We start from the raw sequence: 19,697 nt of genomic DNA on the forward strand, positions 1-19,697 counted from the left end.
GAAGGAGGTAAAAGAAATGGTCATGACTGATCCGATTGCAGATTTGCTTACGCGTATCCGTAATGCAAATACAGTGCGTCATGAAAAATTGGAAGTCCCGGCTTCCAAGATTAAGAGAGAGATCGCCGAGATTTTAAAACGTGAAGGTTTCGTGCGTGATGTTGAATATATCGAGGATAACAAACAAGGGATTATCCGGATCTTCCTGAAATACGGCGCAAACAACGAACGCGTCATTACAGGGATCAAGCGTATCAGCAAACCGGGCCTGCGCGTATACGCAAAAGCAGGTGAAGTGCCGAAAGTGCTGAACGGACTTGGCATCGCAATTGTTTCTACTTCTCAGGGCGTTTTAACCGACAAAGAAGCACGGAAAAACAATGTCGGCGGAGAAATTTTAGCATACGTTTGGTAATTATTTGACGTTGAACGGAGGTGTAAATTATGTCACGTATAGGAAAAAAACCGGTTGAAATTCCATCCGGCGTTACGGTAACCATTAACGGAGATACAGTTACGGTTAAAGGGCCTAAAGGTGAGCTGACCCGCAGCTTCAACCCTGATATTAACATTACCGTAGAAGACAATATCATTCACGTAACACGCCCTTCAGACAGCAAAAACCACCGCGCTTTGCACGGAACGACCCGCGCACTGCTCGCAAACATGGTGGACGGCGTGTCGAAAGGCTTCGAAAAATCTTTGGAACTGGTCGGGGTTGGATACCGCGCCCAAAAACAAGGCAAAAAACTCGTATTGAACGTCGGCTACTCCCATCCTGTTGAATTTGAACCGGAAGAAGGCCTGGAAGTCGAAGTGCCTTCCAATACAAAAATTGTCGTAAAAGGCGTAAGCAAAGAACGCGTCGGCGCATTTGCCGCCAACATTCGCGATGTCCGTCCGCCTGAACCTTATAAAGGCAAAGGGATTCGTTACGAAGGCGAATATGTACGCAGAAAAGAAGGTAAAACCGGTAAATAATGCCGCCTAGGATGAGAAAGGAGTGAATTCGATGATCACGAAGCCGGATAAAAATCAAGTACGCAAAAAAAGGCATGCACGCGTCCGCGCAAAATTAAGCGGAACGGCTGAACGTCCGCGCCTGAATATCTATCGTTCCAACAAAAATATTTATGCCCAATTGATTGATGATGCAAATGGCGTCACACTGGCCAGCGCTTCCACGCTCGATAAAGAGTTGAGCCTTGAGTCAACCGGCAATGCGGAAGCTGCACAAAAGGTGGGCGAATTGATTGCAAAGCGCGCAATGGAAAAAGGCATCAAAGAAGTTGTTTTCGACCGCGGCGGATACCTCTATCATGGCCGTGTCAAAGCGCTTGCCGATGCAGCCCGTGAGAACGGATTACAATTTTAATCAAAAAGGAGGGGAAATTTTACATGCTACGTATTGACCCAAACAAACTTGAGTTAGAAGAACGTGTTGTTACGATTAACCGCGTTGCCAAAGTGGTAAAAGGGGGACGCCGTTTCCGCTTTTCCGCACTTGTCGTTGTTGGCGACCGGAACGGACATGTCGGATTTGGAACCGGCAAAGCGCAGGAAGTGCCGGATGCGATCCGCAAAGCTGTTGAAGATGCGAAGAAAAATCTTGTTGAGGTACCGATTGCGGGTACAACAATTCCGCACGAAGTTGTTGGCCACTTCGGTGCAGGCAAAATCTTGCTGAAACCGGGTTCCCCTGGTACCGGTGTTATCGCCGGCGGCCCTGTCCGTGCGATCCTTGAACTTGCGGGTATTGCGGATATTACGTCCAAGTCGCTTGGTTCAAACACACCGATTAACATGATCCGTGCTACAATGGACGGCATTAAACAATTGAAGCGTGCGGATGAAGTTGCGAAACTGCGCAATAAATCTGTCGAAGAATTATTAGGTTAAGGAGGGAACGCTCATGGCAAAATTGAAAATCACCCTCACCCGCAGTGTCATCGGCCGCCCGCAGGATCAGCGCGAAACGGTAAAAGCGCTCGGCCTGCGCAAAGTCAACCAGACTGTTGAGAAAGAAGACAATGCTGCAATTCGCGGCATGATCAATAAAGTGTCCCATCTTGTTTCCGTATCGGAACAATAATTTTCGATTTTAAGATAAGGAGGTGCAACCATGAAACTTCATGAATTAAAACCTGCAGAAGGATCCCGTAAAAAACGCAACCGTGTCGGTCGTGGTATTGGTTCCGGCAACGGAAAAACAGCCGGCAAAGGGCACAAAGGTCAAAACGCTCGTTCCGGCGGCGGTGTACGCCTCGGTTTTGAAGGCGGTCAAACCCCGTTGTTCCGCCGTTTGCCAAAACGTGGTTTTACGAACATTAACCGTAAAGAGTATGCCATTGTGAACCTTGACGTTTTAAACCGTTTTGAAGACGGCACGGAAGTAACGCCTGCCCTTTTATTGGAAACAGGTGTGATCAGCAAGGAAAAATCGGGTGTAAAAGTGCTTGCAAACGGCAAACTTGAGAAAAAATTGACCGTAAAAGCACATAAATTCTCCTCTGCTGCCAAAGAAGCCATAGAAGCTGCCGGCGGTACAGCCGAGGTGATTTAATGTTCAAGACAATCGCCAATTTTATGCGTGTGGGTGAGATAAGAAATAAAATTATTTTCACCCTCCTCATGCTGGTCGTATTCCGCATAGGGGCCTTTATTCCTGTTCCTTATGTGGATGCTTCCGTTTTGGATGCCTCCACCCAAAACGGTTTAGTCGGTTTTCTAAACACTTTTGGGGGCGGTGCGCTGAGGAACTTTTCCATTTTTGCAATGGGCATTATGCCATATATCACATCTTCCATTATCGTGCAGCTCTTGCAAATGGATGTTGTGCCGAAGTTTGCCGAGTGGGCAAAACAGGGTGAAGTGGGGCGTCGTAAGCTGAATGAGTTTACACGCTATTTTACGGTTATCCTGGCTTTGATTGAAGGCTTCGGCATGTCATATGGCTTTAATAATTTGGCGCAGGGGGCACTGATTACGAAGTCCGGTTTTTGGACGTATTTGATTATCGCACTTACGCTGACAGCCGGCACCACATTTTTAATGTGGCTCGGCGAACAAATTACGGCCAAAGGTGTTGGAAACGGGATTTCCATTTTGATTATGGCCGGCATCATCGCCGGGATTCCGACAGCCATCAACCAGATTTACGCACAGCAAATTGAAAATGCCGGTTCCCAGCTGTTTTTGAAGATTGTTTTGCTGGCTTTTCTTGCATTAATCATTCTGGCCATTGTGGTCGGAGTCATCTATTTCCAGCAGGCATCGAGAAAGATACCGGTCCAGTATGCCCAGCACATTTCCGGCAGGGCAACAACCGGCAGGCAATCAACGCATTTGCCTTTAAAGGTCAATGCCGCCGGGGTCATTCCGGTTATCTTTGCGATTTCGTTCATTATTGCGCCGCAGACGATCGCTTCGTTTTTCGGTTCCAGCAGTGTGGCGAGCACCATCCAGTATATTTTTGATTATACAAAACCGGTCGGAGCTTTGATTTATGTGGCATTGATTATCGCTTTCTCGTATTTCTATGCATTCGTACAAGTCAATCCGGAGCAGCTTGCCGACAATTTAAAAAAACAAGGCGGCTATATTCCGGGGATTCGCCCGGGCAAAAACACACAGCAATATGTCACTTCGGTTTTATACCGGCTGACATTTGTCGGTTCGATCTTTCTTGCTGTGATTGCCATTCTGCCTGTCATTTTCACGAATGTCATCGGGCTCCCGGCTTCCGCCAGAATCGGCGGCACAAGCCTGCTCGTTGTGATCGGGGTTGCGCTTGAAACGATGCTGCAACTGGAAGCACAGCTTGTTAAACGCCATTACAGAGGCTTTATCAAATAAAAATGGTTTCGTTTTTTTGAGACCATGTCAGGAATAAGGGGGCTGTACGATGAATCTAGTGTTAATGGGCCTTCCCGGAGCCGGTAAAGGGACTCAAGCCGAAAAAATCATTGATAAGTATGCCATTCCTCACATTTCCACCGGAGACATGTTCCGGGCGGCAATAAAGGAAGAAACGGAGCTGGGGCTTAAAGCCAAGTCCTTTATGGACAAAGGCGAACTGGTCCCTGACGAAGTAACGATCGGGATCGTGCGCGAACGGTTAAGCAAGGATGACTGCAAAAATGGCTTCCTGCTTGACGGTTTCCCGCGGACGGTTGCCCAGGCAGAAGCTTTGGAAAATATTTTAAGCAGCCTTGGCAAACAGCTTGACTATGTCATCAATATTGAGGTGGACCGGGAGATTCTGACAGAGCGGCTGACCGGCCGGAGAATCTGTGAACATTGCGGTGCGACTTACCATCTCGTGTTTAATCCGCCAAAAACGGAGGGCGTTTGCGACAAATGCGGCGGCCCGCTGTACCAACGGGCGGACGACAACGCAGAAACTGTCGGGAACCGGCTCGATGTCAATATAAAACAAACCCGGCCGCTACTGGACTTTTATGAGGAAAAAGGCTATTTGCGGAATGTAAACGGCCAGCAGGATATTCATCAAGTTTTTGCGGATATCGATCAATTGCTGAGCCAACTGGGTTAAACGTGAACGACTTGGTGAATTCATGAGAGCCGCAATCACGTTGGATGGAAACCACCTTTGGAAGTTTTAACCGGCCGGCTTTTCGGCCATGTCCTGACGGTAAAAAACTTTTCAAGTTTGATGCAATTTCCGCTTAAAAAGGTTATAATGGTTTTCGTGGCATTTTCACCGCTGGATATTTCACGGGTGAAATGACGGCTCTGTTTTATTGGCGATTTGCTTCATCCGTTAACTTGTAATCAATAGATGAGGAAGGCGGCTTCCGTTGTCAGGATTGCCAGTAAGCGTCATTCGAACGTCTCTCATGCAATTCAATTCTGTGCAAATGGCTTTCGTTCGTTCACATGTATGCCGGACATGGGATTGGTCAAGACTGACATGAAAGAACCATGTAACCTTGGGAACGTTTATCAGCTCTTGCCGGCCCCTCGGATCAGCCGGTTTACGTGAATATGCAGCAGGCCGACCGCTTCCTGAAGAGGGAGTTTTGGCGAGCCTGATCGTTTTAAGGTTTTGGAAAAGTATCATTGCCAGGTCCTAAATGTTAGGAGGAGGGAGAAAAGTTCGATGGCGAAAGATGACGTTATTGAAGTTGAGGGCATTGTGAGCGAAACTTTGCCGAATGCCATGTTTAAGGTAGAATTAGAAAATGGTCACACTGTTCTTGCACATGTGTCGGGAAAAATCCGGATGAACTTTATCCGCATTTTGCCGGGTGATAAAGTAACAGTTGAACTGTCTCCGTATGATTTGACCCGCGGTAGAATTACGTACCGCTTTAAATAATGTAGATACACGGCTTTTTCGGTGAAACGGAAAGTCTGCCTGGGGAATCTGTTTGGAAAAAAGGTACCGGGCTTGTACTCCGTATATTAAGGAGGGTAAACCATGAAAGTTAGACCATCTGTGAAGCCGATCTGCGAAAAATGCAAGGTTATCCGCAGAAAAGGCAAAGTAATGGTAATCTGTGAAAATCCGAAACACAAACAAAAACAAGGATAAATTTGAAGGAGGTGCACCTGTATGGCTCGTATTGCCGGTGTTGACATTCCACGTGATAAACGTGTTGTTATTTCTTTAACATACATTTACGGAATTGGTAAATCAACTGCACAAAAAATTCTTGCTGAGGCCGGAATTTCTGAAGATACACGCGTCCGCGACTTAACAGAGGATGAAGTAAACAAAATTCGTGACATCGTGGACAGGCTGAAAGTAGAAGGAGACCTTCGCCGTGAAGTTTCTCTGAACATTAAACGCCTGATGGAAATCGGATCTTACAGAGGTCTCCGCCACCGCCGCGGTCTTCCTGTTCGCGGGCAAAACACAAAAAACAATGCCCGTACACGCAAAGGCCCGCGTAAAACGGTTGCCGGTAAGAAGAAATAATAAGCAAAGGAGGTTGTTCATATGGCACGCAGAACAAATACGCGTAAACGCCGCGTAAGAAAGAATATTGAATCAGGAGTCGCTCATATTCGTTCCACTTTTAACAATACAATCGTTACGATCACGGATGTGCATGGGAATGCTGTTGCATGGTCCAGTGCCGGTGCGCTCGGTTTCAAAGGTTCCCGTAAATCAACGCCGTTTGCTGCACAAATGGCTGCTGAAACAGCCGCGAAAGCATCGATGGAACATGGGATGAAGTCTTTGGAAGTAACTGTAAAAGGACCTGGTGCAGGCCGTGAAGCCGCCATCCGTGCCCTGCAGGCTGCCGGGCTTGAAGTTACAGCCATTAAAGACGTAACACCTGTGCCGCATAATGGTTGCCGCCCGCCAAAACGTCGCCGTGTCTGATTCTTTTTGTATAGATTTTGTATCCTTGTCAATAATGGGATATGATGCATAATCTGCAAAAAAAATGATTTGAATGATCCAGTTGTTATGCATAATAGGGAATTTTGCATGGGGAATTTCGAATAGGGCTCTTTCTGGGGTGCTATACGGGGTTTCGACGTTTTGAAGGAGGGTTAATTTGAATGATTGAAATTGAAAAGCCAAAAATTGAAACGGTTGAGGTCAGCGATGACGCTACTTATGGCAAGTTCGTCATAGAACCGCTTGAGCGTGGATATGGTACTACTTTGGGTAACTCCTTACGTCGTATCCTATTATCCTCACTCCCGGGTGCCGCTGTCACTTCCATCCAAATCGATGGCGTGATGCACGAATTCTCGACAGTTGAAGGCGTTGTTGAAGATGTGACCAGCATTATTTTGAACCTCAAAAAGCTGGCATTAAAAATCTATTCCGATGAGGAAAAAACGCTTGAGATTGATGTGCAGGGAGAAGGCGCTGTGACAGCAGCCGATATTACGCATGACAGCGATGTGGAGATTTTAAATCCGGATCTCTATATTGCGACGGTTGCCGAAAACGGGCATTTGCGTATGCGCATGACCGCCAACCAAGGCCGCGGCTATGTTCCTGCTGATCAAAATAAGCGGGAAGACCATCCAATTGGTGTCATTCCAATAGATTCTATTTATACCCCGGTTCAACGCGTGAACTACCAGGTCGAAAATACCCGGGTAGGGCAAATCAGCAATTATGATAAGCTCTCACTGGATGTCACGACTGACGGGAGCATCGGCCCGAAAGAAGCAATTGCTTTGGGCGCCAAAATTTTAACCGAGCATTTGAACATCTTCGTCGGACTGACAGATGAAGCACAAAATGCGGAAATTATGGTGGAAAAAGAAGAAGACCAGAAAGAAAAAGTGCTTGAAATGACAATTGAGGAACTTGATCTTTCAGTCCGTTCTTATAACTGCCTGAAACGTGCCGGCATTAATACCGTTCAGGAACTGGCCAATAAAACGGAAGAAGATATGATGAAAGTCCGGAATCTTGGCCGCAAGTCCCTTGAAGAAGTCAAAGCAAAGCTCGAAGATTTGGGCTTGGGTTTGCGTAAAGACGACTGAGCCGGTTAGAAGGCAAAGCGATTAATCCAACATAAGGGAGGGAACTTCATGCCTTACAGAAAGTTAGGACGCACAAGCGCCCAACGTAAAGCATTACTGCGCGATTTGGCAACAGACCTTATCATTAATGAACGTATCGAAACAACTGAAGCACGCGCAAAAGAATTACGCTCGGTTGTTGAAAAATTAGTTACGCTTGGAAAACGCGGTGATCTTCATGCCCGTCGCCAGGCTGCTGCATTTGTACGCCATGAAACAGCTGACGAAGAAACAAAACAGGATGCTGTTCAAAAATTATTCTCGGTCATTGCAGAACGTTACGCGGATCGCCGGGGCGGCTACACCCGCATCTTGAAAGTAGGCCCGCGCCGCGGAGATGGTGCACCGGTTGCCATTATTGAATTCGTTGAAAAAGAAAAGCAAGATCAGAATCAAGAGCAAGATCAAGAGCAAGTAAACGAATGATTTTCTTGAGGGCTGGACAGTTGAAAGGTTCTTAACTGCTTCTTTGCCCTTTTTCTATCTTTTTTCGGTTTGTAATTGCAGCAGCTCTAGGACAGTCTGTGATTGCAAAACCTTTTCGTTTATGTGTGATGCAATAAACTGTGAGTGTTACGATGGGCGCATTTTGTGCCCGTCTAGCTCTTGCACCCCTTTTTATTTCTGTGCGCCGGATTGTTAACGTCTACACTGAAGAGGGGTGCAGGCTTTTTTATTATGGGGATATTTTACCCGCCAAACTGCACGACAATACGGTAAAATATAAATACAAGCAAACGGGTGAAACATTGGTTATCATCGTTCGGAAGAGAAGCCGTTTGTAAACGGGCTGTTGCTGACGCGTGGCGAGGCGCATAAAGGCTGGGTAAACACCCAAGCAATTTTGCGGCGCCGCCATCAGGATGGAAATGAAGTTGAAGAGAATAGCGAAGGATTGCTTAGCATGTTTTAACCGTGCTAAAAAGCAGGTTACAGAGGAGGAATCCGGCATTGGCAGACAGCACGAACGTGATCATTGACATCGACCAGGTTTCCTTCCGTTACCCGGAACAGGAAACGTATGCACTAACAAATATTTCTTTTCAAGTTTATAAAGGCGAGTGGCTGGCCATTGTCGGGCATAACGGATCCGGAAAGTCTACGCTGGCGAGGCTCTTAAACGGCTTGCAGTTTCCCGGAAAGGGCACGATAACGGTTTCCGGCCTCAAGTTGTCGGATGAAAATGTCTGGGAGATCAGAAGGCGCGTCGGCATGGTGTTTCAAAATCCCGACAACCAGTTTGTCGGTACAACCGTTCAGGATGATGTCGCATTCGGGCTGGAAAATCACGGTGTGCCGCGTGAGGAAATGGTGAAACGCGTCCATGATGCCTTAAAGCGGGTGCGGATGTCGGACTTTGTGGACCGCGAACCGCACCATTTATCAGGCGGGCAAAAACAACGGGTGGCGATCGCCGGGATCATCGCGCTAAAGCCGGAAGTGATCATTTTGGATGAAGCCACGTCCATGCTCGATCCGGTCGGCCGCAAAGAAGTGCTGGAGACGATTCGACAGCTGAAACAAGAAGCAGGGCTGACCGTCATTTCGATTACCCATGATCTTGAAGAAGCTGCCCAGGCGGAACGGATGATCGTGATGAACCGCGGCGAGGTCTACCGGGAAGGCACACCGCGTGACATTTTTCAAATGGATGAGACATTGACTGCGCTTGGCCTTGATATTCCGTTCCCGGTCAAAATGGCAAAAGCGCTAAAAGCAAGGGGCTTGGACTTACCGGAAATTTATTTAACAGATGAAGAATTGGTGGATGCACTATGGACATTGCATTTGAACAAGTAGAATACCGGTATCAGCCGAATACGCCGTTTGAAAGGCTTGCACTCTATGACATTTCCCTCGCCATCCCGTCCGGCCGCTATATCGCCGTGATCGGGCATACCGGCTCAGGTAAATCGACGCTGCTGCAGCATTTGAATGCCCTGCTTCAGCCGACAAAAGGAAAAGTAACAATCGGCAGCCGGGTGATTGAAGGCGGAAAAAAGGAAAAAAACTTGAAGGCGATCCGGCAAAAAGTCGGGATTGTGTTCCAGTTTCCTGAACACCAGCTGTTTGAAGAAACGGTGGAAAAAGACATCTGTTTCGGCCCGAAGAATTTCGGCGTTCCGGAAAAAGAAGCGAAACAGCGGGCGAGGGAGCTCATCCGGCTTGTCGGGCTTTCAGAAGAGATTCTTGCAAAATCGCCGTTTGACCTGTCAGGCGGGCAAATGCGGCGAGTTGCCATCGCTGGTGTGCTTGCGATGGAACCGGACGTGCTTGTGCTGGACGAGCCGACTGCCGGGCTTGATCCGCGCGGGCGCCACGAGATGATGGGCATGTTTTACGAATTGCACCAGAAGAAGCATTTAACGACTGTGCTTGTTACCCACAGCATGGAAGATGCCGCCCTATATGCCGATGAACTCGTCATTTTGCATCAGGGGAAATTGATGAAAAAAGGCGCACCCCGTGACATCTTTTCCGATCCCGGGTTGCTTGAAAAATGGGGATTAAGCGTGCCGGAGATTGTCCGCTTCCAGACCATGCTCGAGGAAAAAACCGGTATGAAGTTCAATAAGACATGCCTGACAGTGGAAGAACTTGCGGAAGCATTGCAATCGGTTTTGAAACGGGGTGGGCGCGTATGATGGAAAAAATGATTTTCGGGCGCTATATTCCGGGCGATTCCGTCATTCACCGGATGGATCCACGTTCAAAATTGATTTTTGTATTTGTCTTTATTTGTATTGTATTTTTGGCCAATAATGCGGTCACCTACGGGATTCTGGTAATCTTTACCTTGCTTGTGATGCTGGTTTCAAGAGTTCCTGTCCGCTTTTTTATTAAAGGGTTATTGCCGATTTTATGGCTGGTCATTTTTACTTTTTTTCTGCAGCTATTTTTCAATCGCGAGGGCAGCCTTGTTTTCCATTATGCATTTATTCATATTTATAGTGAAGGGATCCGGCAGGGTGTGTTTATTTCGCTCAGGTTTATGCTGCTGATCTTTTTAACATCGCTTTTGACGCTGACGACAACGCCGATTTCGCTGACAGACGGGATTGAAATGCTGCTTGCGCCGCTCCGGAAAGTAAAATTTCCGGTCCATGAACTGGCATTAATGATGTCCATTTCCCTGCGGTTTATTCCGACATTAATGGACGAGACGGAAAAAATCATGAAGGCGCAGATGGCCCGGGGTGTCGATTTTTCCGGCGGGAGTATAAAAGACCGGGTGAAAGCCATTATTCCTCTATTAATTCCGCTGTTTGTCAGTTCGTTCAAACGTGCGGAAGAGCTGGCAACGGCAATGGAGGCCCGGGGTTACCAGGGCGGAGAGGGGCGGACGAAATACCGCCTGCTCGTCTGGCGTACGGCTGATACGCTGTCCATTTGTGCGCTGGCCGTCGTTATTGTCCTGCTCGTGCTGTTTCGTGACGGGGGGATTTTATGAAGCGCGTAAAATGTACGGTCAGTTACGATGGTTCCCGATTCGCGGGGTACCAGGTCCAGCCGGGGCAGCGGACGGTCCAGCAGGAAATTGAAAAGGCGCTGGCCACTCTTCATAAAGGCCGCCACGTGAAAACGGCGGCTTCAGGAAGGACGGATGCCGGCGTGCACGCGATGGGGCAGGTGATCCATTTCGATACGGATCTTTCTATTCCGGAAACAAGCTGGCCGGCCGCTTTAAACAGCCTGCTTCCAGGCGATATTTCGGTCTCGAAAGCGGCATATGCGGACCCTGCTTTTCACGCCCGCTACTCGGTAAAAGAGAAGGAATACCGCTACCGGATCTATTTTTCTCATGTCCGCAGTCCGTTTAAGCACCGTTACGCGTTAAGGGTCTGGTATTCGCTTGATATCGAGGCGATGGAAGCAGCAGCTGAGACCGTGCTCGGCACCCATGATTTTACGAGTTTTTGTTCAGCGAAAACAGAGGTGGAAGACAAGATTCGTACGTTAAAAGAGATTCGGTTTTTGCAGCAGGACGATGAATTGGTGATCTGTTTTAAAGGAAACGGTTTTTTATACAATATGGTACGGATCTTAACCGGCACTTTGCTTGAAATCGGAAGTGGCAAACGCGACCCCGGTGAAATGCGCGAAATCCTTGAAAAACGGAACCGGATTTATGCGGGCAAAACTGCGCCGCCGGAAGGGTTGTATTTATGGAAAGTATCTTATTGACGGAGCATGAATCCGCATGATCAAAAGAAGATAAAAACAACCGGGCCAGGCGTAACATTCGCTTGACATTCTTGCCCCAAAACGATAATATAACCTATGGTATTGTTTTTTTAACTCCACGATAAGCCCCGGAAACTTATTGTGATAATGACAATAGATCATGACTGTGTTTTTGTGAATATTTTTTAGGAGGGTAACTCATGCGTACGACTTATATGGCAAAAGCAAACGACGTTGAACGTAAATGGTACGTAGTGGATGCTGAAGGCAAGACCCTTGGGCGCCTCGCTTCTGAAGTGGCATCCATTTTACGCGGCAAACATAAACCAACTTTCACACCGCACGTGGATACGGGCGATCATGTGATCATCCTGAATGCTTCTAAAGTAGAATTGACAGGCAAAAAACTGGAAGACAAAATTTACTACCGCCACAGCCAGTTTGCAGGCGGTTTGAAACAACGTACAGCAGGCGAAATGCGAACGAAATATCCGGAAAAAATGCTGGAACTGGCTATTAAAGGCATGCTTCCGAAAGGTTCTCTTGGACGCCAAATGTTTAAAAAATTACATGTGTATGCTGGTACAGAGCATCCGCATGAAGCACAAAAACCGGAAGTTTACGAACTTCGCGGATAATTTTAAAAGGAGGGCATTATTTTGGCACAAGTACAATACGCCGGAACTGGACGCCGCAAAAGTTCTGTTGCACGTGTCCGCTTAGTTCCTGGAAATGGCAATATTACGGTGAACGGGCGTGATGTAAAAGATTACATTCCGTTCGAAGCTTTAGTTGAAGTGATTAAACAACCATTGAATATAACAGAAACAAACGGCAGCTACGATGTTCTCGTAAACGTAAGAGGCGGCGGTTTCACAGGCCAAGCTGGCGCAATCCGCCACGGTATTGCCCGCGCATTGCTGCAGGCTGATCCTGAATACCGTGCAGTGTTAAAACGCGCAGGCCTTCTGACACGTGACGCCCGTATGAAAGAACGGAAGAAATACGGTCTCAAAGGCGCTCGTCGTGCACCTCAGTTCTCGAAACGTTAAATTATTGGCATTTCAAAGGCTCTCTTCACTTATGTGGGGAGGGTCTTTTTTATGTCCAAAAAAACCCGTGACCACATGTGACGCAGCAAATGCAAGAAGACTGTTATAACAATAAACTTCCGTACCGAAAAGATTCGAGAGGAGATAGTTCATATCTTAGATATTCAAGCAATACTGGGACAAGTTGCTCCTTGTAGATTGAAAAGGGTGATCCGGCATAATTTACCGGATTGCAACGTATGAATATATTAGTTTGAAGTTTATTTGTGAAGGGTGATCACATGGATGAAGCAACAAACGACAGGAAGAAAGTGAGCGTGAATAGAAAGGATGAGCAACTAGAACAGTTCCGTGTTAACAATGTAGGTAAGAAACTTACAACCAATGAGTCGGTAAAGATTTCAAATGATGAACAGACTTTAAAAGCTGGAGTCCGCGGCCCTACATTAATGGAGGACTTTTATTTTTTTGAAAAACAGATGCATTTTGACCATGAACGGATACCGGAAAGAGTTGTTCAAGCAAGAGGTTTCGGGGCACATGGGGAATTTGAATTGTATAAGTCAATGAAACAATATACAAAAGCTTGCTTTCTACAGAAACCCGGGGAAAAGACACCCGTATTTGTTAGATTTTCCAACATGCAAGGAAATAAAGGGTCAAGTGATACGACATTGGGTCCACGCGGCTTTTCAACTAAGTTTTATACAAGGGAAGGGAATTACGATTTATTAGCGCTCTCATTCCCTGTATTCATTCTTAACGATGCCTTTAAGTTAGCGGATGCGATACATGCGCTTAATCCGAAGCCACATAATGATATCCCACAAGCCTCACCCGCTCATGATAATTTTTGGGATTTTGTTGCCAATAATCAAGCTTCTGCTCATTTCATTATGTGGGCAATGTCTGATCGAACCGCTCCCAGAAGTTGGCGAATGATGCAAGGGTTCAGTATTAATACCTTTCGATTTGTAAACGATGATGGAAAAGCTACTTTTGTAAGATTTCAATGGAAGCCTGTCCTTGGCGTTCATTCATTACTAATCGATGAAGCGCAAATTATTGGTGGGGTGGACCCCGACTTCCATCGAAGAGACCTGTGGGAGTCCATTGAGCTTGGAGCTTACCCTGTATTTGAATTAGGTGTACAAATGATTGATGAGGATGATGAATTTAAGTATGGTTTCGATATTTTAGACCCTACCAAATTATGGCCGGAAGAAATGGTTCCCGTAGAAATTATCGGGAAAATGACATTAAATAAAAATGTTGATAATTTCTTTGCGGAGGTAGAACAGGTAGCGTTTAATCCAGCAAATGTGATCCCGGGAATAGATTTTTCCAATGATCCGGTTTTACAAGGCAGATTATTTGCTTATCGGGATACACAAATGCACCGACTTGGCGGGCCAAACTTCAATGAAATACCGATCAATCGTCCCATCTGCCCGGTTCACAATAACCAGCAAGGCGGGTATATGCAACAAAAAATCAATGTTGGAAAAATAAACTATCATAAAAATTCCTTAGCGCATAATACTCCTGCCACTTCCAGTCCGGCAGAAGGCGGGTATGTGCATTACAAGGAGAAGGTAGAGGGGCACAAGATTAAAGCGGAAAGCAAATCGTTTAAAGATTACTTTTCGCAGGCCAGACTGGTTTGGAATAGTATGTCGTCTGTTGAGAAGCAGCATATTACACAAGCATTTTGCTTTCAGCTCGGAAACGTGAAAAGCCAATCAGTTCGCCAGCAAGTCGTTGATATGTTTGCCAATGTTGATGAAGGTTTGGCAACCACTATTGCTGAATATGTTGGTGTGAATCGTTCGAGCGGGGTGCAAGTTCCAGTTACAGCAAGTTCCCTGGCTCTTAGCATGATGAATACGCCAAAATATCCATATTCGCTTAAAGTGGGCGTTCTAATCGGCAATCATTTTAATGGGAAAGAGGTAAAAACTGTCATTGGTCTCTTGCGGAAATATGGTGTTTCTATCGACTTTGTTGGTGAAAAGTTTGGAACGGTGACAGGGACAGATGGCACGAAATTCAAAGTGAATAAAACATTTCTAACAACAAATCCCAACCTGTTTGATTCACTCTATATCGTTGGCGGAAGTTCCGGAAATGAAATAAGGTTCAGTCAGGATATCATGCGTTTTGTAAGTGAAGCATACAAACATTATAAACCGATTGGTGTTGCAACAACTGCACATACTTATATGAAAGCAACAGAGAAGAATAACTTACTCGGGGTCGTTTTTGCCGCAAATAATCCTTACTTCGGTGAGGAGTTTGTCTCTGCTATCGCTCAGCAACGTTTTTGGAATAGAAAATAATATAGTTATTTATATGGGGGCACGCTCGTTCTAGCCTCTCCTGAATAATAATTGAGCATATAAATATTTTGTAAAGATGATAAAATTGATAATCCTTCGACTACATTTTAAACATCAACCATAAAAAAACAGCAAAGCCGCCGTAAGCAGCGGCTTTGCCCTCTCTCCCGCCATTATGGCACCAGTTCTTTTATTTCCTTCCCGTCCACAAAGAAAGGCGCAGGCACGTTCATCATCCGGTAAAGCGTCGGGGCAATGTCGATTAAAGAAAGTCGGCGCGATACCTTTTTATGCGGAATGCCTTTTCCATATACAAGCAGCACCGGGCGCAGATCGCTCCTTTCTGGGTTGCCACCGTGGTTCCCAAGTTCGGACGGGGCATGGAAAGAGGAAGAGATGTCCGAATCCATCATGTAACCTCTCGCTGCGACAAGCGTCACATCACCGGCGTGTGGGTGATGAAACCATTCACTTTTTTTGCTTTGCGCTTTGATCACGGACTCGTACGGCCGGGCCGGGTCATTTTTTACCGTATCATACAGGGACGATATGGTTTCTTTTGTAGTGGACCAGCTGCTATGCCCGTTTGTTATGCCTTGCCACCAGTCCGAAAGATAGAAACCCGCCAGTTTGGATTTTGAAGCAAGGATGCGTGGATCGCGGACAGACGAAAAAATTCTTGCCACCTCCTGCTGCACATTCCCGTAATCTTGTTTAGAAACAATTCCGCCTTTCTCCCTTCCTTTCAAATTGATGTAGACATGGGCCATCGTGCCAGAAGCAACTGCATACGCTTTTGTCCGGTTCAAATCAATTTCTCCGTTTTTCTTTAAAACAAGCAGACCGTGTTTTTTAAGCTCGTAATTCGGAGAGAGCCCGGTGTGCATCGGTTCCATGCCGTGGTCTGACACAACAAACAATTTGTCATTTTCCCCGAGTGACTGCAATGTTTTTCCAACTGTATGGTCGGCCAATTGATACGCCCAACGGACCCGGGCCGCATATGTTTTTGCTTTTTTATCGGAATAGCCGGGCTGGCGCGGGTCTGTTGACAAATAGGCATGTTCTTCATGGTCGATTTGCGGCTCATAAAACATGAGCAGATCCGGTTTATAGCGATCCTTAATGAATAAGGAGACATTTTGCACCCATTGGGCAAAGCGGGTGGAGATGTCTTCATATTCTGTCCGGGTAATCCAGCCTTTTTTGAGGGCAGCCAAGTCTTCATCCACAGGGAAAAATCCGAACAGGCTGTTTATCGTTTTGGCAAAATCCCCCGGTCCCTTGATTGCGGCAGATGTGACCGCTGTCCGGTACATTTCCGCTTTCGACAGGGTGCGGTCGGTTTTTTTCATCTTGAACCAGAAGCCGGCCGGTTGATGATTTTCATTTAACGTGAAACTGCCCCATTGATTGACACCCACTCGCGCATCTTTATCTTCAATCGTTTTGTTGTCCGAAAAATAGAAAAGGTCATACGCATCATGGTGAAGAGCGGCAGCCAGCACATGAATGGTCCGGTTCTTTGCTCCCTTAAGTTTTAACCGGTAAACGGCTTCTTTTAGCGGTTTCCGGCTTTTCGGGGCATTGTTCCATCCTTTGGCGGGACGGAATGTAAGATGGACAAGGTCACTTTTTGCAAAAGTATCCTTGTAATAGATGGCGTAATCGGCATGCGCCTTTGAAACTTCCGGGTTGGAGCCGGGAAAGCAGATCGTCGCCGTCACTTTTCCGTATTTGCGTGCTTCTGACCAGATGGCCGGGACGTCCAGTGCAGACCAGAAGGCGTCCTCTGTTTCCGTCAGTTTAAAATTTTTATTGTGAAATGCGTTGCTGACCAGGCCGGTTTTCTCCGGCTTGGCCCCTGTTGCAATGGAAGCATGGGAGGCGGCGGTGAGGGACGGATAAACCGCTGTAATGTCTTTGGCATCAAATCCATGCTTCATAATTTTGTTTAAATGCGGCAGTTCCTTTTTATGTTCGTGGACATAATCGTTTTTCATGCCGTCAAAAGACACGACAACAATGGTCCCTTTTTCAGATGCAGCCAGGGGTCGGCCCGGAACAAGCGCACAAAGGAGGGCGGCCGGCAGGATGTACTGAAGCAAACGGCTGAATCGTTTCATGGACCTTTTCTTCCTTCCTTTCTTATATGTACTGTCAGCATTCTATTTTCCCTGGATGGCTGCAGGTAAACAAAGCGCGGGAACAGGGAAGAGGCTAACTTGTTCATCATTTTATAAGCCTCTTCATGATGGCATCGCGATCTCTGCCAGCGGCAACTTAGGACCCATTCTCCATCCGAACTTACGGATTAAAGCGGATCATTGTTTCACACGAACAACGATTTGATCATACACTTGATTGTCACTGTAAATTGCCGGCACCTTTCATTTGCCATAGCTGGAAGACGAAACGAAGCTGAGGCAGAAAATCAATCTTTTCTTCCCCCGGCACTGCAAACAAGCCTTGACGATTTGATGCAGCGTGTAGACATCACGGAGATACTTGCTTGCCCTTGAAGGAAGTCTTTCAGTCCAGGGCATATCATGAGCGGTCGAGAAGCTATACCAGGATTATTTAAATGATTACGGCGAGCTGTACCGTGATCCGCCAAGATCTGCAAAAAAATAAATGCAAAAATAATCTGTTTAATGCTAAAATAAATATTATGGAAGTATTCCAATTGTTTTTATAGGAAAAATGCAAACGAGTGGAGGAAATTGGAACATGGCTTTTTCAACGAGCATCCCGCACGGCGGTATATTGGTAAACCGGGAAAACCACAGTGCGGAAGCTTTAAAACAGGCAGAACAATTACCGGCATTAACCGTTTCCGACTGGAGCATCTCCGACCTGGAACTGATCGGCATCGGCGGCTTCAGCCCGCTGACCGGGTTTATGGGGAAGCAGGATTATGAAACGGTTGTGGAAAATATGCGGCTTTCAAACGGCCTTATCTGGAGTATTCCGATTACGCTTCCCGTAACAGAAGAGGAAGCGGAAAGGTTTGAAACCGGCGAAACGCTCGCATTAAAAGGTGCAGACGGCGTGATCTACGGCACGCTCACACTGGAAGAAAAGTATACAGTGGACAAAGAACGGGAAGCAAGGCTCGTGTACGGGACAACCGACCCGGCGCACCCCGGCGTTAAACGCTTATATGAAAACGGGGATGTGTATCTTGCAGGGCCGGTTACGCTTTTAAACCGCCCGAATCATGACGAGTTTGCCGCTTATTATAAAGATCCGAAAGAAACAAGGGCATTGTTCGCATCCCTCGGCTGGAAAACGATTGTCGGCTTCCAGACGCGCAACCCGGTCCACCGCGCCCATGAATACATTCAGAAAAGCGCGCTTGAAATCGTTGACGGGCTGCTTTTAAACCCGCTTGTCGGCGAGACAAAAAGCGATGATATTCCGGCGGATATCCGGATGGAAAGTTACGAAGTGATTTTGAAACATTATTATCCAAAAGATCGTGTGCGCCTTGTTATTTACCCTGCCGCCATGCGCTATGCAGGCCCGCGGGAAGCAATCCTGCATGCGCTCGTCCGTAAAAATTACGGCTGCACCCATTTCATTGTCGGCCGGGACCATGCCGGTGTCGGCGATTATTATGGGACGTATGAAGCACAGGAACTGATCAGCACTGTGGAGCAGGAACTGGGCATCACCATTTTAAAATTTGAGCATGCGTTTTACTGCACGAAATGCGGCAATATGGCCACAACGAAAACCTGTCCGCACGGAAAAGAAGACCATATTCATTTGAGCGGGACAAAAGTGCGCGAAATGCTGCGCGCCGGCCAAAAACCGCCGAAAGAATTTTCCCGGCCGGAAGTGGCAGAAGTGCTGATCAAAGGGATGAAAGTGCACAATTAAACGTCCGCAAATCATAAGGAGGGAACCGGCCGCATGGCGAAAGCAACCAATATCACATGGCATGAAACCCAAATTAAAAAAGAAGACCGCCGGAGGTTAAACGGGCACTCCAGCGCAGTCCTCTGGTTTACCGGGTTATCCGGGGCGGGGAAATCCACGCTGTCCGTCGCCGTTGAACAGGAACTCCACGGGCGGGGGATCCGCACGTATATCCTCGATGGCGATAATATCCGCCACGGGTTGAATAAAAATCTCGGGTTTTCCCCGGAAGACCGGAAAGAAAATATCCGCCGCATCGGAGAGGTATCAAAACTGTTCGTGGATGCCGGCGTAATGGTGCTGACGGCGTTCATTTCACCGTACCGTGCTGACAGGGACATGGTGCGCGAACTGGTCGAAGATAATGAATTCGTAGAGATTTACGTGAACTGCCCGCTGGAAGAATGTGAACAGCGGGACCCGAAAGGCTTATACAAAAAAGCCCGCAATGGGGAAATACAAAATTTTACCGGTATAGATGCCCCTTATGAAGCCCCGGAACATCCGGAACTTGTCGTGGAAACCGACAAACAGCCGTTGGAACAGGCTGTCGGGCAGGTGATCCGCTTTTTGGAAGAAAAAGGGTACATCGAAAAGTAGCCGGTCTTATAAACGGCAAACGTGCAGCAGGTGCAAAACCTTGCTGCACGTTTTTCTACATAGGGATGTAAGATTA

24 protein-coding genes are annotated in these 19,697 nt (G+C 47.0%); 23 read left to right on the plus strand and 1 reads right to left on the minus strand.

The features are described from left to right. Positions 1-16 precede the first annotated feature (16 nt). The 21 genes from rpsH (at position 17) to NST70_RS00875 (ending at position 15,097) form a co-directional block, all read left to right on the plus strand. On the plus strand, positions 17-415 hold the full coding sequence (rpsH, locus tag NST70_RS00775; RefSeq protein WP_013858092.1) for a 30S ribosomal protein S8: 399 nt from the start codon (positions 17-19) through the stop codon (positions 413-415). A 29-nt stretch (positions 416-444) separates the two neighbouring features. After that, positions 445-981 carry a 50S ribosomal protein L6 gene (rplF, locus tag NST70_RS00780; RefSeq protein WP_017551217.1) on the plus strand — a complete coding sequence of 179 codons (537 nt, stop codon included), beginning with the start codon at positions 445-447 and terminating at the stop codon, positions 979-981. Between the two features lie 31 nt (positions 982-1,012). Next, on the plus strand, positions 1,013-1,375 hold the full coding sequence (gene rplR / locus NST70_RS00785; RefSeq protein ID WP_014096492.1) for a 50S ribosomal protein L18: 363 nt from the start codon (positions 1,013-1,015) through the stop codon (positions 1,373-1,375). A gap of 23 nt (positions 1,376-1,398) precedes the next feature. Then, positions 1,399-1,899, plus strand: coding sequence for a 30S ribosomal protein S5 (rpsE, locus tag NST70_RS00790; protein WP_013858095.1), 501 nt, complete (start codon positions 1,399-1,401; stop codon positions 1,897-1,899). A gap of 13 nt (positions 1,900-1,912) precedes the next feature. Continuing rightward, positions 1,913-2,092: a 50S ribosomal protein L30 gene (rpmD, locus tag NST70_RS00795; protein ID WP_014096490.1), complete on the plus strand. Its 180-nt coding sequence runs from the start codon at positions 1,913-1,915 to the stop codon at positions 2,090-2,092. A gap of 30 nt (positions 2,093-2,122) precedes the next feature. Beyond that, positions 2,123-2,563, plus strand: a complete 441-nt coding sequence (gene rplO, locus NST70_RS00800) for a 50S ribosomal protein L15 (protein ID WP_013858097.1) — start codon at positions 2,123-2,125, stop codon at positions 2,561-2,563. Further along, positions 2,563-3,855 carry a preprotein translocase subunit SecY gene (gene secY, locus NST70_RS00805; RefSeq protein WP_179234124.1) on the plus strand — a complete coding sequence of 431 codons (1,293 nt, stop codon included), beginning with the start codon at positions 2,563-2,565 and terminating at the stop codon, positions 3,853-3,855. The genes rplO and secY overlap by 1 nt, the downstream gene beginning before the upstream one ends. Positions 3,856-3,904: 49 nt before the next feature. Then, on the plus strand, positions 3,905-4,555 hold the full coding sequence (locus NST70_RS00810; protein WP_035189293.1) for an adenylate kinase: 651 nt from the start codon (positions 3,905-3,907) through the stop codon (positions 4,553-4,555). 567 nt (positions 4,556-5,122) lie between these two features. Next, entirely contained in the window at positions 5,123-5,341 is a 219-nt protein-coding gene (infA, locus tag NST70_RS00815) for a translation initiation factor IF-1 (protein ID WP_013858101.1), read from the plus strand. A gap of 102 nt (positions 5,342-5,443) precedes the next feature. Next, entirely contained in the window at positions 5,444-5,557 is a 114-nt protein-coding gene (gene rpmJ / locus NST70_RS00820) for a 50S ribosomal protein L36 (protein WP_003156543.1), read from the plus strand. Positions 5,558-5,578: 21 nt separating this feature from the next. Further along, a complete protein-coding gene (rpsM, locus tag NST70_RS00825) occupies positions 5,579-5,944 on the plus strand; it encodes a 30S ribosomal protein S13 (protein WP_013858102.1) in 366 nt (121 codons plus the stop codon). 21 nt (positions 5,945-5,965) lie between these two features. Further along, positions 5,966-6,355 carry a 30S ribosomal protein S11 gene (gene rpsK, locus NST70_RS00830; RefSeq protein ID WP_013858103.1) on the plus strand — a complete coding sequence of 130 codons (390 nt, stop codon included), beginning with the start codon at positions 5,966-5,968 and terminating at the stop codon, positions 6,353-6,355. A gap of 182 nt (positions 6,356-6,537) precedes the next feature. Beyond that, positions 6,538-7,482: a DNA-directed RNA polymerase subunit alpha gene (locus tag NST70_RS00835; RefSeq protein ID WP_014096487.1), complete on the plus strand. Its 945-nt coding sequence runs from the start codon at positions 6,538-6,540 to the stop codon at positions 7,480-7,482. 48 nt (positions 7,483-7,530) lie between these two features. Beyond that, positions 7,531-7,947 carry a 50S ribosomal protein L17 gene (rplQ, locus tag NST70_RS00840; RefSeq protein ID WP_014096486.1) on the plus strand — a complete coding sequence of 139 codons (417 nt, stop codon included), beginning with the start codon at positions 7,531-7,533 and terminating at the stop codon, positions 7,945-7,947. 525 nt (positions 7,948-8,472) lie between these two features. Beyond that, a complete protein-coding gene (locus tag NST70_RS00845; protein WP_035189294.1) occupies positions 8,473-9,321 on the plus strand; it encodes an energy-coupling factor ABC transporter ATP-binding protein in 849 nt (282 codons plus the stop codon). After that, positions 9,297-10,166: an energy-coupling factor ABC transporter ATP-binding protein gene (locus NST70_RS00850; protein WP_035189295.1), complete on the plus strand. Its 870-nt coding sequence runs from the start codon at positions 9,297-9,299 to the stop codon at positions 10,164-10,166. Before NST70_RS00845 ends, NST70_RS00850 begins: the two co-directional genes overlap by 25 nt. Next, on the plus strand, positions 10,163-10,972 hold the full coding sequence (locus tag NST70_RS00855; protein ID WP_014096482.1) for an energy-coupling factor transporter transmembrane protein EcfT: 810 nt from the start codon (positions 10,163-10,165) through the stop codon (positions 10,970-10,972). Before NST70_RS00850 ends, NST70_RS00855 begins: the two co-directional genes overlap by 4 nt. Continuing rightward, on the plus strand, positions 10,969-11,706 hold the full coding sequence (gene truA / locus NST70_RS00860) for a tRNA pseudouridine(38-40) synthase TruA (protein ID WP_014096481.1): 738 nt from the start codon (positions 10,969-10,971) through the stop codon (positions 11,704-11,706). The genes NST70_RS00855 and truA overlap by 4 nt, the downstream gene beginning before the upstream one ends. A 200-nt stretch (positions 11,707-11,906) precedes the next feature. After that, entirely contained in the window at positions 11,907-12,344 is a 438-nt protein-coding gene (rplM, locus tag NST70_RS00865) for a 50S ribosomal protein L13 (protein ID WP_014096480.1), read from the plus strand. Positions 12,345-12,365: 21 nt separating this feature from the next. Continuing rightward, positions 12,366-12,758: a 30S ribosomal protein S9 gene (gene rpsI / locus NST70_RS00870; RefSeq protein WP_013858111.1), complete on the plus strand. Its 393-nt coding sequence runs from the start codon at positions 12,366-12,368 to the stop codon at positions 12,756-12,758. 281 nt (positions 12,759-13,039) lie between these two features. Continuing rightward, entirely contained in the window at positions 13,040-15,097 is a 2,058-nt protein-coding gene (locus NST70_RS00875; RefSeq protein ID WP_328220524.1) for a catalase, read from the plus strand. Positions 15,098-15,270: 173 nt separating this feature from the next. Here NST70_RS00875 and NST70_RS00880 read toward each other — a convergent pair whose 3' ends face one another. Then, on the minus strand, positions 15,271-17,223 hold the full coding sequence (locus NST70_RS00880; RefSeq protein WP_328220526.1) for an alkaline phosphatase family protein: 1,953 nt from the start codon (positions 17,221-17,223) through the stop codon (positions 15,271-15,273). Between the two features lie 604 nt (positions 17,224-17,827). Here NST70_RS00880 and sat point away from each other — a divergent pair. Continuing rightward, the gene (gene sat, locus NST70_RS00885; RefSeq protein ID WP_019722045.1) at positions 17,828-18,982 is read left to right on the plus strand and encodes a sulfate adenylyltransferase; all 1,155 of its coding nucleotides are present in this window, start codon (positions 17,828-17,830) and stop codon (positions 18,980-18,982) included. A gap of 33 nt (positions 18,983-19,015) precedes the next feature. Continuing rightward, positions 19,016-19,621: an adenylyl-sulfate kinase gene (gene cysC / locus NST70_RS00890; RefSeq protein WP_035182946.1), complete on the plus strand. Its 606-nt coding sequence runs from the start codon at positions 19,016-19,018 to the stop codon at positions 19,619-19,621. Positions 19,622-19,697: the final 76 nt, after the last annotated feature.

The sequence above is a fragment of the Weizmannia sp. FSL K6-0777 genome (genome assembly GCF_038593185.1).
GTDB classification, from domain to species: Bacteria; Bacillota; Bacilli; order Bacillales; family Bacillaceae_C; genus Weizmannia; species Weizmannia faecalis.

Bases quoted from the DNA above. Each gene is read 5' to 3' on its own strand.
- rpsH (WP_013858092.1), top strand. From the start codon at position 17: ATGGTCATGACTGATCCGATTGCAGATTTGCTTACGCGTATCCGTAAT.
- rplF (WP_017551217.1), top strand. From the start codon at position 445: ATGTCACGTATAGGAAAAAAACCGGTTGAAATTCCATCCGGCGTTACG.
- rplR (WP_014096492.1), top strand. From the start codon at position 1,013: ATGATCACGAAGCCGGATAAAAATCAAGTACGCAAAAAAAGGCATGCA.
- rpsE (WP_013858095.1), top strand. From the start codon at position 1,399: ATGCTACGTATTGACCCAAACAAACTTGAGTTAGAAGAACGTGTTGTT.
- rpmD (WP_014096490.1), top strand. From the start codon at position 1,913: ATGGCAAAATTGAAAATCACCCTCACCCGCAGTGTCATCGGCCGCCCG.
- rplO (WP_013858097.1), top strand. From the start codon at position 2,123: ATGAAACTTCATGAATTAAAACCTGCAGAAGGATCCCGTAAAAAACGC.
- secY (WP_179234124.1), top strand. From the start codon at position 2,563: ATGTTCAAGACAATCGCCAATTTTATGCGTGTGGGTGAGATAAGAAAT.
- NST70_RS00810 (WP_035189293.1), top strand. From the start codon at position 3,905: ATGAATCTAGTGTTAATGGGCCTTCCCGGAGCCGGTAAAGGGACTCAA.
- infA (WP_013858101.1), top strand. From the start codon at position 5,123: ATGGCGAAAGATGACGTTATTGAAGTTGAGGGCATTGTGAGCGAAACT.
- rpmJ (WP_003156543.1), top strand. From the start codon at position 5,444: ATGAAAGTTAGACCATCTGTGAAGCCGATCTGCGAAAAATGCAAGGTT.
- rpsM (WP_013858102.1), top strand. From the start codon at position 5,579: ATGGCTCGTATTGCCGGTGTTGACATTCCACGTGATAAACGTGTTGTT.
- rpsK (WP_013858103.1), top strand. From the start codon at position 5,966: ATGGCACGCAGAACAAATACGCGTAAACGCCGCGTAAGAAAGAATATT.
- NST70_RS00835 (WP_014096487.1), top strand. From the start codon at position 6,538: ATGATTGAAATTGAAAAGCCAAAAATTGAAACGGTTGAGGTCAGCGAT.
- rplQ (WP_014096486.1), top strand. From the start codon at position 7,531: ATGCCTTACAGAAAGTTAGGACGCACAAGCGCCCAACGTAAAGCATTA.
- NST70_RS00850 (WP_035189295.1), top strand. From the start codon at position 9,297: ATGGACATTGCATTTGAACAAGTAGAATACCGGTATCAGCCGAATACG.
- NST70_RS00855 (WP_014096482.1), top strand. From the start codon at position 10,163: ATGATGGAAAAAATGATTTTCGGGCGCTATATTCCGGGCGATTCCGTC.
- truA (WP_014096481.1), top strand. From the start codon at position 10,969: ATGAAGCGCGTAAAATGTACGGTCAGTTACGATGGTTCCCGATTCGCG.
- rplM (WP_014096480.1), top strand. From the start codon at position 11,907: ATGCGTACGACTTATATGGCAAAAGCAAACGACGTTGAACGTAAATGG.
- NST70_RS00875 (WP_328220524.1), top strand. From the start codon at position 13,040: ATGGATGAAGCAACAAACGACAGGAAGAAAGTGAGCGTGAATAGAAAG.
- NST70_RS00880 (WP_328220526.1), bottom strand. From the start codon at position 17,223: ATGAAACGATTCAGCCGTTTGCTTCAGTACATCCTGCCGGCCGCCCTC.
- sat (WP_019722045.1), top strand. From the start codon at position 17,828: ATGGCTTTTTCAACGAGCATCCCGCACGGCGGTATATTGGTAAACCGG.
- cysC (WP_035182946.1), top strand. From the start codon at position 19,016: ATGGCGAAAGCAACCAATATCACATGGCATGAAACCCAAATTAAAAAA.